16 protein-coding genes are annotated in these 16308 nt (G+C 52.5%); 4 read left to right on the top strand and 12 right to left on the bottom strand.

What is annotated here, in order from left to right; genetic code table 11:
- The 6 genes from L692_RS0125435 to L692_RS0125410 all read right to left on the bottom strand — a co-directional run.
- The coding region (locus L692_RS0125435) for a cysteine desulfurase (protein WP_025702713.1) at positions 1–1125 on the bottom strand (1125 nt) is incomplete at its 3' end.
- Positions 1122–2423, bottom strand: coding sequence for a Fe-S cluster assembly protein SufD (gene sufD, locus L692_RS0125430; protein ID WP_025702712.1), 1302 nt, complete (start codon positions 2421–2423; stop codon positions 1122–1124). The genes sufD and L692_RS0125435, both read right to left, overlap by 4 nt.
- A 25-nt stretch (positions 2424–2448) precedes the next feature.
- Positions 2449–3231: a Fe-S cluster assembly ATPase SufC gene (gene sufC, locus L692_RS0125425; RefSeq protein WP_025702711.1), complete on the bottom strand. Its 783-nt coding sequence runs from the start codon at positions 3229–3231 to the stop codon at positions 2449–2451.
- A 228-nt stretch (positions 3232–3459) separates the two neighbouring features.
- Positions 3460–4032, bottom strand: a complete 573-nt coding sequence (locus L692_RS0125420) for a DUF1802 family protein (protein WP_025702710.1) — start codon at positions 4030–4032, stop codon at positions 3460–3462.
- Positions 4033–4348: 316 nt separating this feature from the next.
- Positions 4349–4810, bottom strand: coding sequence for a Dps family protein (locus L692_RS0125415; protein WP_025702709.1), 462 nt, complete (start codon positions 4808–4810; stop codon positions 4349–4351).
- Between the two features lie 360 nt (positions 4811–5170).
- Complete coding sequence (locus L692_RS0125410) at positions 5171–5473, bottom strand: YunC family protein (protein WP_025702708.1); 303 nt, start codon at positions 5471–5473, stop codon at positions 5171–5173.
- 204 nt (positions 5474–5677) lie between these two features.
- Between L692_RS0125410 and L692_RS0125405 the strand changes: the two genes are divergently transcribed.
- The gene (locus L692_RS0125405; protein WP_025702707.1) at positions 5678–6217 is read left to right on the top strand and encodes a hypothetical protein; all 540 of its coding nucleotides are present in this window, start codon (positions 5678–5680) and stop codon (positions 6215–6217) included.
- A 156-nt stretch (positions 6218–6373) separates the two neighbouring features.
- On the opposite strand, the gene L692_RS0125400 is transcribed toward L692_RS0125405, so the two are convergent.
- A complete protein-coding gene (locus L692_RS0125400) occupies positions 6374–6739 on the bottom strand; it encodes a DUF423 domain-containing protein (protein WP_376717937.1) in 366 nt (121 codons plus the stop codon).
- A gap of 204 nt (positions 6740–6943) precedes the next feature.
- Here L692_RS0125400 and L692_RS30210 point away from each other — a divergent pair, with 204 nt between their 5' ends.
- Positions 6944–7387 carry a hypothetical protein gene (locus L692_RS30210; protein WP_025702705.1) on the top strand — a complete coding sequence of 148 codons (444 nt, stop codon included), beginning with the start codon at positions 6944–6946 and terminating at the stop codon, positions 7385–7387.
- A 79-nt stretch (positions 7388–7466) separates the two neighbouring features.
- On the opposite strand, the gene L692_RS0125390 is transcribed toward L692_RS30210, so the two are convergent.
- A complete protein-coding gene (locus L692_RS0125390; RefSeq protein ID WP_025702704.1) occupies positions 7467–8192 on the bottom strand; it encodes a hypothetical protein in 726 nt (241 codons plus the stop codon).
- Positions 8193–8267: 75 nt separating this feature from the next.
- A complete protein-coding gene (locus tag L692_RS0125385) occupies positions 8268–9863 on the bottom strand; it encodes an amidohydrolase (protein ID WP_025702703.1) in 1596 nt (531 codons plus the stop codon).
- Between the two features lie 245 nt (positions 9864–10108).
- Here L692_RS0125385 and yhbH point away from each other — a divergent pair, with 245 nt between their 5' ends.
- Positions 10109–11272 carry a sporulation protein YhbH gene (gene yhbH / locus L692_RS0125380; protein WP_025702702.1) on the top strand — a complete coding sequence of 388 codons (1164 nt, stop codon included), beginning with the start codon at positions 10109–10111 and terminating at the stop codon, positions 11270–11272.
- A gap of 193 nt (positions 11273–11465) precedes the next feature.
- Here the strand turns inward: yhbH and L692_RS0125375 are convergent, their stop codons facing one another.
- The 3 genes from L692_RS0125375 to L692_RS0125365 are packed head-to-tail and all read right to left on the bottom strand — an operon-like array spanning position 11466 to position 14976.
- Entirely contained in the window at positions 11466–12311 is an 846-nt protein-coding gene (locus L692_RS0125375; RefSeq protein ID WP_198027832.1) for a sugar ABC transporter permease, read from the bottom strand.
- Positions 12308–13621, bottom strand: a complete 1314-nt coding sequence (locus L692_RS0125370; protein WP_025702700.1) for a sugar ABC transporter permease — start codon at positions 13619–13621, stop codon at positions 12308–12310. The genes L692_RS0125375 and L692_RS0125370 overlap by 4 nt, the downstream gene beginning before the upstream one ends.
- Positions 13622–13653: 32 nt before the next feature.
- Positions 13654–14976 (bottom strand): sugar ABC transporter substrate-binding protein, encoded by a 1323-nt coding sequence (locus tag L692_RS0125365; RefSeq protein ID WP_415752786.1) that lies wholly within the window; start codon positions 14974–14976, stop codon positions 13654–13656.
- 693 nt (positions 14977–15669) lie between these two features.
- On the opposite strand from L692_RS0125365, the gene L692_RS0125360 reads away from it, so the two are divergent.
- Positions 15670–16308: alpha amylase N-terminal ig-like domain-containing protein (locus L692_RS0125360; RefSeq protein ID WP_025702698.1), on the top strand; the 639-nt coding region annotated here is incomplete at its 3' end.

Raw genomic sequence — 16308 nt, 5'->3', positions numbered from 1 at the left:
TGCCGTTGAACTAGCTTCCAGCCAGCGCATCAGTGGCTGGCAGCAGTGATGCCCCGCCCGGACTGCTATTCCCTCCGCATCGAGCACAGTGGCTACGTCATGGGGGTGAACGTCCCCCAGATTGAAGGTGACGACGCCCACTTTCCGGTTGCGAGGTCCATAGATCGTTATCCCCTCAACTTCGGCAAGACGCTGCTCGGCGTAGGCCGCAAGCTTGATCTCATGCCGATGGATTTCATCCAGACCGACCTCTTGAAGAAAGTCAATTGCCGCCCCCAGGCCGACTGCGCCCGCGATGATCGGCGTGCCGCCCTCGAACTTCCAGGGAAGCTCCTTCCAGGTGGAATCGTACAAGCCGACATCATCGATCATTTCCCCGCCAAACTCAACCGGTTCCATGGCTTCAAGCAGCGCTCTCTTGCCGTACAGGGCGCCGATACCGGTCGGCCCGCACATCTTGTGGCCGGACAAGGCATAGAAGTCGCAGTCCAGATCCTGAACGTCAACCTTCATATGCGGCGTGCTCTGCGCGCCGTCGACCACCATGACCGCGCCGTGACGGTGCGCGATAGCTGCAATCTCCTTCACCGGACTGGTAACGCCCATTACATTGGAGACATAGGCCACGGAGACGATCTTCGTATTGTCCGTAATCGTCTTCTCGGCATCCTCCAGCAGAATGGTTCCGTCCTTCTGAAGCGGAATGAACTTGAGCGTCGCTCCCGTCTTCTTGGCGAGCTGCTGCCAAGGAATCAGGTTGCTGTGGTGCTCCATCAAGGTAGTGACAATCTCATCGCCCTCTCCGACGGCGGAAGGACCGTAAGAGGAAGCTACCAGATTCAAAGCCGTCGTCGTACCGCGTGTAAACACGATCTCTTTGGTGCTGTGGGCGTTAATAAATCTGGCAACCTTCTCTCTGGCTCCTTCATAGGCATCGGTTGCGCGGCTGCCCAGCGTATGGACGCCGCGGTGAACGTTGGAGTTATCGTACTCGTAGTATGCCTTGATCGCTTCAATGACCTGCCGTGGCTTCTGCGAGGTTGCGGCGCTGTCCAGATACACAAGCGGATGACCGTTAACATTTTGGTTCAGGATAGGGAATAGCTCCCGGATCGCGCTGTTCATTGGCCTAACTTCCTTTCCACAAGAGACTTAAGCTGATTGCGAAGTCCCTCAAGTGGAATTTGCGACACAACCGGCGCAAGGAAGCCGTAAATAACCAGTTTCTCCGCATCCGAACGCGAAATACCGCGGGACATGAGATAATAGATTTGTTCCGGATTGACCTGCCCTACGGAAGCGGCATGCCCTGCTGTAACATCGTCCTCATCTATAAGCAGAATCGGATTGGCGTCGCCGCGCGCCTTCGGGCTCAGCATCAGCACTTTTTCCGTCTGTTGGCCGTCAGCCCGCGTCGCGCCTTTCTCGATCTTGGTAATTCCGTTAATAATCGACGTGGCGTTCTCGCGCATGACCGCGCGGGTAATCATATTGCTTGGCGTGTTCTTGCCAAAATGCTGCGCCTGCGTCGTATAGTTGAGCTTCTGCGAGCCCGAGCCTACCGCGATCACTTTGGCGTCGGAGCTTGCTCCGTTGCCCTTAAGCACCGACTTCGTGTCGCTGGCCGTATCGCCGTCGTTCATTTCGCCGACAATCCATTCAACCGCTCCGTCGTTCTCCACGATGGCGCGGCGGTACGTAACATCCGTCGTATCGGCTCCGAATTGATGCACCGTTGCGTAGCGAACCTTCGCTCCGGCGCAGGCGAATACTTCCACTGCGCCGTTATGAAGTCCGGCTTCGCTCTTGCCCGAAACGTAGTTGTCGACATAGGTTACCGAACTGTTGCTGTCCGCTACAATCAGGATATGGGGAGCGAATGAAGCCTCGGCGTCGTCTGTCAGGAATATAGCCTGAACCGGTGTATCGACCACTACATTCTTCGGAATGTACAGGAATACGCCGCCGTTCCACAGCGCCGCGTGCAGGGCGGCTACCTTATGCTCCTCCGGTTTGACCGCCGTATGCAAATAACGGCGCACCAGCTCTCCGTGATTCTTGACCGCAGTGTGCAGATCCGTGAAGATTACACCCTGCTCAGCCAGTTCCGGCGCGAGACGCGTGTAGACCGCTCCCGAATTCCGTTGAATAATGAGGCTGCCTTCCTCCGAGCTGCCAACAAGCGCGGCAATGGAGGAGGGGGCTTCGTTCAATGCGGCGATCGCCGCGCTTTCTTTATAGCTGCCGTATTGGTTGATATTCCAGCGGTCAATACGGGTCTTCTCCAGCTTTGGCAGTTCCAGTTCAGCGGCCAGCTCCAGTGCCTTCAGGCGGCTTTCCTTCAGCCACTCCGGCTCGCCGCTTCGCAGCGACAGTTCGCTCAATCGCCCGGCGTCCACCGGAAGAATGGTTTGCGTAGTCATAATGGTCTCCTCCTTCCAGGCGTTATTAAACTTCCTGTCCTACGACTTCATCTTCAATCCCCAGCTCTTCCTTCACCCATTCATAGCCGTCGGCTTCCAGTCGCTCGGCAAGCTCCGGACCGCCCGATTTAACGATTCTTCCTTGCATCATAATATGAACAAAGTCGGGTTTGATGTAGTTGAGCAGACGTTGGTAGTGAGTGATAACGAGGAAACCGCGGTCTTCGCTCCGCATGGCGTTTACGCCCTGCGCCACAACTCTCAGCGCGTCGATATCAAGGCCCGAGTCGATCTCATCCAGGATGACAATCTTCGGTTCCAGCAGCATCATTTGCAGAATTTCGTTGCGCTTCTTCTCCCCGCCGGAAAAGCCTTCATTCAAATAACGGTGCATGAACTCCGGATTCATCTCCAGATCCTTCATCTTGCTTTCCATTTGGCGGATAAACTTGATCAGCGAAATTTCACTTCCTTCTTCGCGGCGCGCGTTGAGCGCACTGCGAAGAAAGTCGGAGTTCGTTACGCCGGCGATTTCGCTGGGATACTGCATGGCCAGGAACAATCCCGCGCGGGCGCGTTCGTCGACGGACATTTCCAGCACATCCTGACCTTCAAGGGTTACGGTTCCTTCCGTTACTTCATATTTCGGATGGCCCATCAGTGAAGAGGCAAGCGTACTTTTGCCGGTGCCGTTCGGTCCCATGATGGCATGAACCTCGCCGCCCTTCATTTGAAGGTTAAACCCCTTCAAGATCTCTTTCCCCTCAATCGTCGCTTTCAAACCCTCAATGACAAATTCTGCTGCCATAACGTTCATCCCTTTCATTGATCGATTTGCGAAATCAGAATTATTGCAACAGGTTGCCCTGATCCCAACATCGTGTTTTAGAGTTCTTATCAAATTAAAATAATTATAAAATGATTCTCAGTGATTATCAATGAGTTTTACTCATTTTATTATAATAAGCCCGTATTTTCAAACCGAAATTTTCATTTTCATGGATTTTTTCAGGAATTGTTCATGATAATTGTCATATTATTGCCCTAATATGAGCTTAATACTTCTTCGTTTTTCCTCGAAGGCTTCTTCGCTCAGAACAGGGCTTAGCATAGCTTCTTCCGGAGGAACCGCGAGCTCGATCCAGGAGCGGCATCCGCCGTATTCCGGAAGCATCTCGATTTCGGCAGGCTTCTCCAGCTTGTATACCTTGAGCAGCAGCACATGCAGAGGTTCCTTTGCCTTCCATTTCAGCCGTTCCTCAGCCAGATTTCCCGTCCACATATGATAAGGATAGAGGCGTTCAAGCTGTTCGAAATCCCTCACCTCAAGATCATCCACCGCCTCTGCGTAAGCCGTAAGCCGCACACGGTCAGCCCCGGCATTGAACTCCGAAAGGGAACGTTCCACGGAAGCCCGGTACGGCTCCTTGACCAGATGGGTCCGCTGATGCTCGTAGGTGGGAAACAAATAAAAGGAATGGCTCTTGAGCTCGAAACGCCGGGTTTCTTCCTCGATGCCTCCTTTTCGCAAAAGCATAATCTGGTCTCCCTGGACAAGAACATCAATGGCCGAAGCCCATTCTTTCAAAGCGACAGGGTTAAGATTCATCGCTCTTATCCCTCCTTCCATCCCTCGTCTAAGCTGCTTTATGTATCTATTATAGCTTCATTCGCTCCATTTCGACAGGCCGATGTTAAAAAAGCTTCCGTCAAATTCCGGAGTTTCCGGATTATCGGAAGCCCGGGGCAGAGCGCCAGTTACTTGCCGCGTATAGGTTTCCTCCCTGTTCGTAGCAAGTCTGATGCTCTGATTGGTCAAAGAACCGGGGGATGATTTTAAACAAATTGTTTAAAAAATAGGAAAAAAAGCCTCCGCAAAGGAAGGCTTTTGGGGTCAAAACAGATCGTTCCGTCCTGGCTCAATCTCAGCCAAGGAAAGAACGCAGCATCCAGGAGTGCTTCTCGAAATCGCTGCGGATTTTGATGAACAGGTCGGCCGTAGGCTGATCGTTGTCTTCCTCCGCCAGTTCAATGCCTTCCGTTAATTCCTCGGCTATGGTCGTGAAGTCTTCAATCAGCGACTGTACCATGGCGCGGCTGTCTTCCTTGCCGGACGCCTCCTGTATCGTCGCAATCTCCAGATATTCCTTCAATGTCGCCGCAGGCGTTCCTTTAATGCTCAGCAGGCGTTCAGCCACCTCGTCCATTTTCTCCGTAACCTCATCATAAAGCTTTTCGAATTTGACATGAAGGGTGAAGAATTGCTCGCCTGTTACATACCAGTGGAAGTTGTGTAATTTGACATACAGTACGTTCAAATTGGCGACCTGTCGGTTCAGTACTTGCTGTGTGGAGGTAGCATCCACTTTGTTCGTTGCTTTAGCCATAAATTATCCCTTCCTTATCCAATTTTGTAGCCGGCTTGTCTGTGATGATCCGGCCCCTGCAATGTCTAATCTCCAATTACCCTGCTGCGCGTCCCGGGAAACCCTGAAAAATCAATTATCCATAATTTTGTCAAATTACAGGATATGATCCCTTCTGGTGTAGGATGCTCGGAGAATATCTTGTCCATTCATCCCCTTCTCTTTTTTATGGCACTCACTTCTTTCATAAACATGCAGCTTATTCCTATGTAGAAGAAACGCCTGACGGCCTCCCCAAAGGTGCAAGTGCGTTGCTCGTAGAAATATAAATCCTTATATTTAAAAAAGGGCCCTTTCGGCCCCATGATCCTTCGGTATTGGCTACAGCATCTTAAGCAGAGCATCGGTTCCGCTCATGCCGGGAACAATTCCAAGCTTCTCCGCTTCGAACGTCACCGATTCCAGGGGAGCGTCAAGCAGCTGCTGCAGCGTCCGTACCCCTACCGCTCTGCCGGCTATGATGCCCCTGTCTGCCAGACGTTCGTTAAGCAGCCCGACATCCAGCGCGCCGCACATAATATAACCTTTATCGTTGCTGATTGTCAGCAGCGTCGTTTTGGGCAGCTTCACTTCCACTCCGAGCATGACATGACCGCCGACTGCAACGGGAACCAGCGTCACCATAAACAGGCACCTCCTTCATTGTCTTACCCCGCTGTATGTTTATGCCTGCCGGGAAGCCTGCGTGTGGACGATGGTCCCGGATTTTCATGGGAATCAGGAGTCATAAGACCTATTTTTTTTCAAACTCCACTCTATAACTATTTCATATTTAATGTTATAGTTTATATACAAAGAACCATTCCTATGAGTAAAGCTGGGGGATATATGGAGAATAATACGCTGAGTGCAGACGGTCATTACTTGTTTAATGTCGACATTTTGATAAATGCCCGTACCAACCGGCTTGCTTTGCAATATTTGCTTGAACTGATGAACAGCGGCGATGCGGTGGCAGACTTCAAAATCCATTCCGAGCTGCCCCTTGGAAAGACGATTGACAGCCTTCTTGCTCCCCTGCGGACAATGCCCAAGCAGCAGGCTTACCCTTCGACACCATCCGACATTCGCCGCGCCGTGCTGCCAAAGCCTTCTGTCCCTGCGCCAAGTTCCGTTGTACCCGCAACTCCCGGAACGCCGGATTACCGGAAGCCGATTGAAAGCCCCGTCGACGCCTACGGCCAGATACACGCTTTGATCAAGGACAATCGGCTGGTCCGGTTGATAGCCAACCGTCAAGGCAAGCAGATGTCCATGCCATGCCGTATTCTGAATTTCGACGAGGCCACCGGCACTCTCAATGTCTACCATGTTGACGAGAAGCAGGTGTACACGTTCAGTCTGAATGAAATCGACGAGTTTTTGTAAGAACAACAAGGGTGCCCCAGGCCGCTATTGAACCACGATCCTCTTGCGGATTACAGTTCATGATGGCCTGGAGGCACCCTTTTGCCTATACCTGTTGCGTTGCGGTCGCCGGAGCACCGAGGCACGCTTTTTTCACCGGGGCACATCTCTAAATCATTATGCGTTTCTGCGGGAAAAGGCCTCCAGCGCAAGCAGCAGCCAGCCGGCAATGAAGCATACTCCGCCCAAAGGGGTAATCGCTCCCAATACTTTGATTCCGGTAATGCTCAGGGCGTACAGGCTGCCCGAGAACAGCACGATGCCTGCAAGCAGCAGCCACCCCGACCAGCGGAGCCTCGGACTCTCTCCCCATTGCCCTGCGGCAACACCGACAATCAGAAGACCCAGCGCATGCATCATATGATAGTGAACGCCCGTTTCATATACCGCCATTTCGTTCTCCCCAAGCGAAGATTTGAGGATATGGGCTCCGAAAGCGCCTACAGCTACCGCCAGCATGGCGAGCACAGCCCCCCACCCCATAAATGTACGTTGCAATGATAACAACTCCTTGTCCCTGTAGTGTGGATTGTTTATGCTCTTGCCCCATGCTTCCAGCATAACGGATACGAAGCTGCCAATCCAGTGTCCGCATTTTTGCGCCTACTGCTTGCATTTACAGCCGCTTTGTGAAAAATTGGTTATAGCATATACATAACTATTTTGAAAAGGAGTGCACCACATTTTATGAATGAACCTAATCCCCCGGAAAATAACGCGCCGCAGTACGCCCCTATTCCCGGCGACAGCGGCTCCGGCTTTTCCCCTTACCAGGAGGAGCTAGGGAGCCTTAAGCATTCCGGTCCGGGCATCGCGTCTTTTGTCATTGCCATGGTGGCGCTGGCGGGATACATCATTTCCTTCATAGTCGCCGGAACCTTGATCCAGCCGGTGTTAAACGAAGGAGATGTGCTGAAAGGAGAAACGAGCGGGGCCTTCCTGTTCCTCGGATTATCCATAATCGCGCTTGGAGCGCTCAATATTATCGGCGTAGTGACAGGGATTATCGGCCTGGCCCTCCGCCGGAGACGTAAAGTATTCGGAATCATCGGCACGATCATCAACGGGTTAATTCTGATTCTGTTCCTGATGCTGATTCTGGTGGTTCTGTTTCATGCAGGCTCCCTGTAATAGCGGGAGAACGTTGCCGTCCTTGCGAAAATGCGGGACGCAACGAATACATGAGGTCCCTTCGCTTGCGCCTGAAGCTTCAGGCGGCAAGGTCGAAGGGACCTTTCTTTGTGTCTATAAGTGAATTGAGCGAAGCATAGGCATGCGGTGGGAATCCTTCTGTGGCATCGCCGTACGGAATATTCATCCGGATGATGTATCCCTGTCCATCCGTCTCGGTTACGATATACTTTCTGGTTCCCCCATTGCCGGAAGCGGTCAGAAGGAGCCGAGCGTCAGGCAATGTGCCCGTTCTCTCTGTGTCCTTCAGTTCCTTGACTTCTCCGGTCCCGGACAATTCCTCGCGCCCTTCCATAAGCAGAGCGCCTGGGTTGAAGTCCGAAGGCAGCTTCTCGATGTCGGCGTAATAGCGGGGGTCCGCCTTCAGGTACAGTCTCCCCTTCGCCGAATCGAAGCCGAGGATGTCGAACACATACAGCGAGTAGCCGTCGCCCGGCGCGAGCGCCGCGGTCTTCTCTTCAAGGTTGCCTTCGAGCCTAATCTCCAGCCGCCGGGTCTGCGGCAATCCGGGTCCTCCCGGCTCCCCTTCCGAAGCGGCCAGCTTGGTGAGCACCCGCTGCTTGAGGGAGGCGTCGCCGCTCGCCGCTATTTCCACATATTCAAAGGCGACCTTGTCTTGTTCATTCAGCGTTTCCGGTATGCTCTCCATTCCGGCTCCAAGCTCGAAAGCAACCGGACCTTCCCCAGTCTGAATTTCTACCGAATGGCTGTCGATTTGTCCGTTATAGACCCCCGTTCCCTTCATGACCTGCGTTTCCCCGCCCGATGGCCCGGCCGGTGAGGGGGAAGGTTCAGGCGCCGGGGACCGGCCGCTGCTGCTCTAGCGGGAAGCGAGGTAGGCGATTCTCCCGTTCACTACCGTCATCCGGGCTTTGGCGGCGAGCATTTCCTCCGCGCTGGCCGAAATGTCCCGGTCAATGACAGTGAAGTCCGCGCGCATCCCCACGACTATGCGGCCGCGTTCATGCTCTTCTCCGGCGGCAGCGGCGCTTCCGTCGGTGAACAGCCGGAGCGCTTCCTCCGCCGAAAGCTTCTGCTCCGGCAGATAGCCGCCATGCGCTTCCTCCGGTCTGCGGCGCGTCACAGCGGCATGCAGGCCGAGAAAGGGATTCAACGGCTCGATCGGCGCGTCGCTTCCACCCGCGCAGGTAATCCCGGCAGACAGCAGCTTCTTCCAGGCGTATAAATATTCCTGCCTTTCCTTGCCGACTCTGTCAAGCACCCATGGAAAATCACTGGCAACAAAACGGGGCTGGATGTCCGCAATCAGCCGCAGGGCCCGCATGCGTTCAACGAGCGCCGCATTCAGTACCTGGGCGTGGATGAAACGATCCGGCAGCGGCGCGTTCTCAGGCAGCGGCGAGGCTTCCATCGCGGTCAGTGTCATATCGGCCGCCGCATCCCCAATGGCGTGAACGGCGACCGGAAAGGAGGCTCGGCGGGCCGTGGCAACCATTTCCTTCAGTTCCTCCTGAGTATGGATGGCTATGCCCGAGGTATGAGGCGCATCGCTGTAAGGCCTGGCAAGCAGCGCCGTCCTCCCTCCAATCGCCCCGTCGGAGAACAGCTTGACGGCACCGATTCGCAGCCATTCGTCGCCCTCGCCGGGGCGAAGCCCCAGCTCCTCGGCCTCCTGGAGAAAGGGATAGTACAGCAGTTGATGCGTGCGGAAGTACACTCCCTCTTCGCGCAGCTCCCGATGGATGCGCAGCATCGTCCCCATGCCGCCAAGCAGGCGCAGGTCCTCCGTATGCGCCGCTGTCAAACCGAGCGACAGCGCGTGCTGACAGGCCCGGCGCATGGCCGCTTTCAGGGCGGCATAGCCCGGCGCGGGCTGGACGGCGGCAAACGGAAGCGAGGCGTCCTCATAAATCCAGCCGTTCAGGCTGCCGTCCGCGTCACGGCCGTATGCGCCGGAAGGAGGATCTGGCGTCGTTTCCGTCACTCCGGCCAGGCGGAACGCCTCGCTGTTGCCAAGGTAGGCGTGGAAGCAGGTCCGCGTCAGAAAGACCGGATGCCGGTCCGTAACTTCATCCAGCTCGCGCTTGTGCGGAGCTTCCGCCGGTCTGAACGCATTTTCGTTCCAGTTCAGTCCAAGAATCCAGTGGCCGGGGGGAGTCATTCGGGCGCGCTCCGCGATTGCTCCCAGCATGGCTTCCTTGGAGTCGATTCCCGTAAAGTCAAGCATGTCCAGCTTCATCCCCTGCATTCCCAGGTGCAGGTGGGAATCCGCAAGACCCGGCAGCACATAGCCGCCCTCCCAATCCACAGTCTTGTAATCCCGCCCGGCCAATTGCAGCTTCAATTCCCGCTTCGCGCCAATCGCGGTGATGATTCCGTTCTCGCTATAGATGGAATCCGGGGCGCCCTGAACGCCTCGAATCCCTCTTCCATTGGTGAACAGCACACCTGGCATCGTTATCCTCTCCTTATTGCCCTTCACGGCTTGACCGTTCGCAAGCTCTTGATTACAGGCTAACATAACGCGCGCCGGAACTGGACCGCAAGCCCGTCATTTTTCTTGTGTCCCTGAATATACTTTAGGTACAACTAACGGCTTCCGGCGCCCGGCTGCTTATCAGACCCTTTCCATACTACTGCGCCAACGCCGCAGCCTAACAGTGACTTTCGTTTCTTACATTCCACGGGAGGTGGTCATCTTTGTCCCAGTCGTCACAGCCTTTTTCATTTGTCGTGTCGAAAGAAGACTGGTCCCTGCACCGCAAAGGCCATCAGGATCAGGAGCGTCACCAGCAGAAGGTCAAGGAAGCGATTAAAGGCAATTTGCCCGATCTCGTTACGGAAGAGAACATTATCATGTCCGACGGCAAACAAATCGTCAAGGTGCCGATCCGCAGCCTGGATGAGTACCGGATTATTTATAACTACCGCAAGCAGAAGCATGTCGGCCAGGGCGACGGCGACAGTCAAATCGGCGATGTGCTTGGCAGGGAGCCGACGCAGACCGGTCCCGGCAAAGGAGATAAAGCGGGCGACCAGCCGGGCCAGGATCTGGTGGAGGCGGAGGTCGATCTGGAGGATCTGGAGGACATTCTGTTCCAGGAATTCGAGTTGCCGCATTTAAAGCCCAAGGACAAGGAGGAAATCGAGGTCCAGTCCATCGTCTTCAATGACATCCGCAAAAAGGGCATGATGTCCAACATCGACAAAAAGCGCACCCTGCTTGAGAACCTGCGCCGCAATGGCCGAAGAGGCAAGCCGGGAATCCACGGGATCAGCCCCGACGATTTGCGCTACAAGACCTGGGATGAAACGACGATTCCGCATTCCAACGCGGTCATTATCGCGATGATGGACACTTCCGGGAGTATGGGAACGTTTGAAAAATACTGCGCCCGCAGCTTCTTTTTCTGGATGACCCGCTTCCTGCGCCGCCAATACGAGAAGGTCGAAATTGTCTTTCTGGCCCATCATACGGAGGCAAAGGAGGTCAGCGAGCATGATTTCTTCACCCGCGGCGAAAGCGGCGGCACGATCTGTTCGTCGGCCTATCAAAAGGCGGTGGAAATCATCGACAAGCGTTATCCGCCTTCCAAGTACAATATCTATCCTTTCCATTTCTCGGACGGCGACAACCTGAGCTCCGACAACGAGCGCTGCGTCAAGCTGATCGGAGAGCTGCTGAAACGAAGCAACATCTTCGGCTACGGCGAGGTCAACCAGTATAACCGGAGCAGCACCCTCATGTCCGCGTACAAGCACATTAAGCAGCCGCAGTTTATGCACTATGTCATCAAGGACAAGAAGGAAGTGTATCAGGCGCTAAGGACCTTTTTCGGTAAAAAAGAGCCTGCCGGGCAATAAGCGTCGATTACCTTACAACCCGGAGCGGCCCTTTTCCCTGTCTCTTGCTCCCTCTCCCGTCCGTCGCCAGCACGATGGCATACGAACCGGTTACGTAGATTCTTCGCGCAAAGAGAGCTTCCCGGCGGCGATAATAGCGGGAAGCTCTCTTTGCACTGCCTTCAAGGGGGGGCCCCCGCCCGTCAATACGATATCACCCCTTGCTCGCGCCCGCAGTCAATCCGTCAACCAGCAAGCGCTGGAGGAAGGCGAACAGAATCATAATCGGAACCGCAATCAGCACAGCTCCGGCCGAGAACAGGGTGAAGTTGGAGTTCTGGATAGTATTGACCATATCCCACATCCCGACGGCGACCGTCCAGTTCTCCTTGGTCCGCAGAATCAGCCGGGCGAAAATGAAATCAACCCACGGTCCGACAAACTGGGTCAGCGCCATAAAAGTAATCATCGGGCGCGATAACGGTAAAATCACTCTGGCGAAGATGCCGAAGTTGCTTGCCCCGTCAATCCGTGCGGCCTCATCAAGAGAACGGGGAATCGTATCGAGAAAACCCTTGGCGATAAACGTTCCACCAAGCGGCGCCCCAGCCGCATAGACGATAATCAAGGCCAGATGCGTGTCCAGAAGATGAAATTCCTTCAACAGCAAATAAATAGCGATCATACTCATGAAGCCCGGGAACATACCGAGAATTAGCATTGTCGATAGCGCAGTTTGACGGCCTTTGAAGCGGAATCTCGATACCGCATAGCTTGTCAGTAATGTCAGCAATACGCCAATCAGCATAGAACAAATAGCGATCTTCAGCGTATTCACATACCAGGTTCCAAACATATAGACCTGCGAGGTGAACAGTTCTTTGTAATGGACAAGCGTCAATTGATCCGGAATAAAATGTTTGCTGTACAACGACTTCCCGGGCCGAAGCGACCCGAGTACAATCCATATCGCCGGATACAAGGCAGTTATCGCCAGGACAATCAGGACGATATAACTCATAGCCAGACGGATTATACTTGCCAATTTGCGTCCGATCATTGGATCATGTCCTCCTGTTTGAATGAATTGGTCCGACGGTAGTTGTAAATTGAAAAGGAAGCGATAAGGATAAAGATAATAATACCGACGGCCGCAGCCATATTGTTTTTGTTCTGATCAAGCGTCAATTTATACAGCCACGTTACGAGCAGATCGGTTGAACCTGCGTACTGGTAGTTCCCGTTAACCGGATTTCCGCCTGTAAGCAGAAAGATTGCGTTAAAATTGTTGATGTTGCCCGCAAACTGCGTAATAAGCGTAGGAGCGGTGGTGAACAGAACCATTGGCAAAGTGACAATACGAAACTTTTGAAAAGGGGAAGCTCCGTCTACCTCGGCCGCTTCGTACATATCCCGCGGAATCGTTGTGAGAACACCCATAATAAGAAGCATGGACACCGGTATACCGACCCACATATTTACAATAATGACGGTAACCTTAGCCCAGAACGGATCTGTTAGCCACGGCAGTCCGCCGAGTCCAAAATATCTCAGATATTGATTGATCGGACCGAATTGTCCGTTGAACAGGTTACGCATCAGCAGCAGGGAGATCAACTGCGGAATGGCGTAAGGAATAATCAGAATCGCCCTCCAGAAGCCCTTGAATCTAATGCCCTGCTGACTGATCAGCAGCGCTACGAGCAGACCGCCAAAGTAGGTGGTAACCGTCGATAAAACGGCCCAGATGATCGTCCAGGTCAAGACCCCGTAAAAAGTATGGCTCCATGTCTTGAGAGCGAGCAAATTACGGAAGGTTTCGAATCCGACCCAATCGACAAGCTTCGCAGGTGGCATATGCGAGGGGGCGGAATAGTTCGTAAAGGCAATCAGAATCATGAAAATAATCGGCATGATGGTAAAGAACAGGATGCCCACGGCAGGAAGCACCAGAAAGGTTTCCGCAAATTTATAATCATGCACATAACGAATTGATTGTCTGAAGTTGTTAGCCGCAATACCGCCTTCCCGCAACTTGGCAATATGGTATGCGTCCTTGATATTCATAACCCAGCCGATCAGAAACAATACCAGAACCAGTAACGTAATCAGACTCTGAATCAGAATATAAATGGAATGGTCGCCCACTACCATTTTAGTAATGCCGTTTACCTTGGCCAAGTGGTTCGGCGAGTCTCCCAAAGTGGCAATGCCCCATAAGGCCCTGCCTAAATTTCGGATAAAATAATAGACACAAGCAGCCTCGATCAATAATAGAATGATGCCCTTAATAAATTGGCGGTTGTAGATTTGTCCGAGTCCCATAAAAATCGCCGACAGTATCGTGGCTCTTGTTCGTCGTTGCCACATTCTTCTCCGCCCTCCTCTCCGGTTCCTCTAAATTATTGAGCTGCGGCTCCATTGTTTAAATCCTTGATTTGCTGCACCGCTTTATCCATTGCCGCCTTCGGATCGGCATTTTTATCCCAAATTTCCGGCAGCGCCGCGTTAGCCGGACTCCATACATTGCCCATCTCCGGTATGGACGGCATTGGCTGGGAATTTTTCGCTTGCTCGGCAAAGGCAGAAATATACGGATCATTCTTAACTTGCGCATCCTCCAATACTTCCTTATTGGTCGGGATGGAGCCTACTAGCTTGTTAAGCAGGAGCTGGGCATCCTTGCCGGAAGCGAACTCAGCATACAATTTCGCCGCATTCGGATATTGCGTATAAGCGTTCACACAGTAAATTTTGATACCGGAGAAGGAAGTCGCTGTTTTCCCTTCAACCGCCGGAAGCGGAGCGACGCCCAAATTATCTCCAAGCGCCTCCTTGTAGCCGGCCAATTCCCACGGACCGTTAATATCCATTGCCACGTCGCCAGAGTTGAACAGACTTCGCTTAATATCGGGGTTAATATCCCCGCTCTTGATCGGCAGAGCCTCTTTCATTTTGACAAAGGCTTTCAAGCTTTCAATGGCTTGAGCGGAGTTCAGTCCAATATCATCTTTGTTTGTGCCGTTGTCGCCAAAGAGATACCCCCCCGTCGAGGCGATAAACATATAGTTGAAATACAGGTTGCCGACTTCCCACATAATCCCATATTTGTTCTTCGATTTATCGGTAAATGTCTTGCTGAAAGCAAGCACGTCGTCAAAAGACTTCGGGGCCTCCTTCAGCAGCGATTTGTTGTAATAGAGAGCGTAGGTCTCTGCGGAACGCGGATAGCCGAACAATTCGCCATCAAAGGTAGCTCCTGTAATTGCGGCCTCTGTGTTGTTCTTTTTTGTTTCCTCCGTAAACACATCGTTGGGAAGGATGAGGCTGGCGGCCACCGCTTTACCGAGATTGTCATGTGGAATAACAGCAACATCCGCCGCCAATCCCGAAGGGCCGTCCTGAGACAATTTCGTCACTTGGTCTGACGGAGCCACCTCTTCGATTTTGACCGGAACATTATATTTTTGGGTGAACTGCTTGGCGATTTGCTCTGTAAATGCTCTCTCCTCCTTGCTCTCCCATACAGTCAATGCGGCTCCATCTTCAGGTGTAATTTGGGCGGAAGCCGATCCCGTATCCGTCCCCCCACCGTTGGCAGCGCTTTCTTTTGATGTATTCGTTGTTCCGTAGTTCGTCGAATTGCTTGCATCATTGCCAGGCCCGCAGGCTGTTAGGGAGACTGTCATGGAGAACACGGCCGCCAGAGTCATTAGCTTATTCATCTTCAAATTCATTTACCCCTTTCATTGTCAAATGCCTTTAACTTGGATTGAAGCGATCAAGTGCAGCTAAAGTGCGCAAACGATTTCGGAAACCCCCGGGGAGATCGAAATTCTGCCTCTTCGGTCGAGTCGAACTCCAGAACTTGGAAAGCGCTTCATATTCGAACCAATCATACAATAGCCTGTTGCATTTGTAAAAACGTTTGCACAAACGAAACTCGCCCATTTTTGCTCATTTATTTCAAATAATCTTCCAAATCCTTCTGAAATCAAAAGATATCTCTTCTTTTAGTTGTTTTTTCCATTTCCTCTTGAGATAATAAGCGAATATTTATCGATGTATATGTCAATATACGAGGCTGTCACGCAGATAAATAAAGCTACTTCCCATTAATTGTATTATGAAAACGGAAACAATTTGTGCAAAGGTTTGAATTCATGATTGTCTATCTTCTTTATTTCATGCTATAATCCAAATCAATCCGAGAAGCCATGCTCTTTTTTCGGATACCCAATCTAAAGGCAATGCTACTTGTTACAGGTACATCCTCGGTCGCTTCCCGGCTCCGGATGTGCCTTTTTGCGATGCGACCAAACCGAAAACTCCTTGTTTCAGGGCCGAGGCGGCTAAATGACGGGGGACTTTCGAAAAGAAGGGTATCCGTTTTACCAAAATTTCAGGAGGTTTTGCTCATGTTACTGGAAGCTGTATATCATCGCCCACGGGTCAATTGGTCCTATGCTTACGACGAAAATACGATTCATTTGCGGCTCCGCGCTAAAAAAGGCGATTTGACCGAAGTGTATGCCTGGGTAGGCGACAAATACGCCTGGGACCAGACAAAAGAACTGATTCCAATGACCATTTTTACTTCTGACAGCATGTTTGATTATTGGGAATGCGAATCCGTTCCGCCGTTCCGCCGGCTGAAATACGGTTTTCTGCTGCAAAAAGAAGAAGAGCGGATCTGGATAACCGAAAGGGAATTTCAAGCCGAACTCCCCTCCAATCTGAACCGGCTGTTTGAATTTCCATATATCAACCGCGGAGATGTCTTTGCCCCCCCTGCGTGGGTCAAGGATACGGTCTTTTACCAAATTTTCCCAGAACGGTTTGCGAATGGCGACCGCAGCCTCGATCCGGAAAACGTGCAGCCTTGGGGGGGCGTTCCGAAACAGGACAATTTTTTCGGCGGCGATCTTCAGGGTGTAATTGATCATCTCGGCCACCTCACGGAGCTGGGCATTACCGGCATCTACTTTACTCCTGTTTTTGCTGCTAGTTCCAATCATAAATACGACACGGAAGATTATATGAAGATTGATCCGCAA

Source organism: Paenibacillus forsythiae T98, assembly GCF_000520735.1.
GTDB classification, from domain to species: domain Bacteria; phylum Bacillota; class Bacilli; order Paenibacillales; family Paenibacillaceae; genus Paenibacillus_AQ; species Paenibacillus_AQ forsythiae.
This window is presented reverse-complemented; position numbering and strand designations above follow the sequence as displayed.

Coding starts and splice junctions, on each gene's coding strand:
- sufD (WP_025702712.1), bottom strand. CDS start 2,423: ATGACTACGCAAACCATTCTTCCGGTGGACGCCGGGCGATTGAGCGAA.
- sufC (WP_025702711.1), bottom strand. CDS start 3,231: ATGGCAGCAGAATTTGTCATTGAGGGTTTGAAAGCGACGATTGAGGGG.
- L692_RS0125420 (WP_025702710.1), bottom strand. CDS start 4,032: ATGAATCTTAACCCTGTCGCTTTGAAAGAATGGGCTTCGGCCATTGAT.
- L692_RS0125415 (WP_025702709.1), bottom strand. CDS start 4,810: ATGGCTAAAGCAACGAACAAAGTGGATGCTACCTCCACACAGCAAGTA.
- L692_RS0125410 (WP_025702708.1), bottom strand. CDS start 5,473: ATGGTGACGCTGGTTCCCGTTGCAGTCGGCGGTCATGTCATGCTCGGA.
- L692_RS0125405 (WP_025702707.1), top strand. CDS start 5,678: ATGGAGAATAATACGCTGAGTGCAGACGGTCATTACTTGTTTAATGTC.
- L692_RS0125400 (WP_376717937.1), bottom strand. CDS start 6,739: ATGGGGTGGGGGGCTGTGCTCGCCATGCTGGCGGTAGCTGTAGGCGCT.
- L692_RS30210 (WP_025702705.1), top strand. CDS start 6,944: ATGAATGAACCTAATCCCCCGGAAAATAACGCGCCGCAGTACGCCCCT.
- L692_RS0125390 (WP_025702704.1), bottom strand. CDS start 8,192: ATGAAGGGAACGGGGGTCTATAACGGACAAATCGACAGCCATTCGGTA.
- L692_RS0125385 (WP_025702703.1), bottom strand. CDS start 9,863: ATGCCAGGTGTGCTGTTCACCAATGGAAGAGGGATTCGAGGCGTTCAG.
- L692_RS0125375 (WP_198027832.1), bottom strand. CDS start 12,311: ATGATCGGACGCAAATTGGCAAGTATAATCCGTCTGGCTATGAGTTAT.
- L692_RS0125370 (WP_025702700.1), bottom strand. CDS start 13,621: ATGTGGCAACGACGAACAAGAGCCACGATACTGTCGGCGATTTTTATG.
- L692_RS0125365 (WP_415752786.1), bottom strand. CDS start 14,976: ATGAATAAGCTAATGACTCTGGCGGCCGTGTTCTCCATGACAGTCTCC.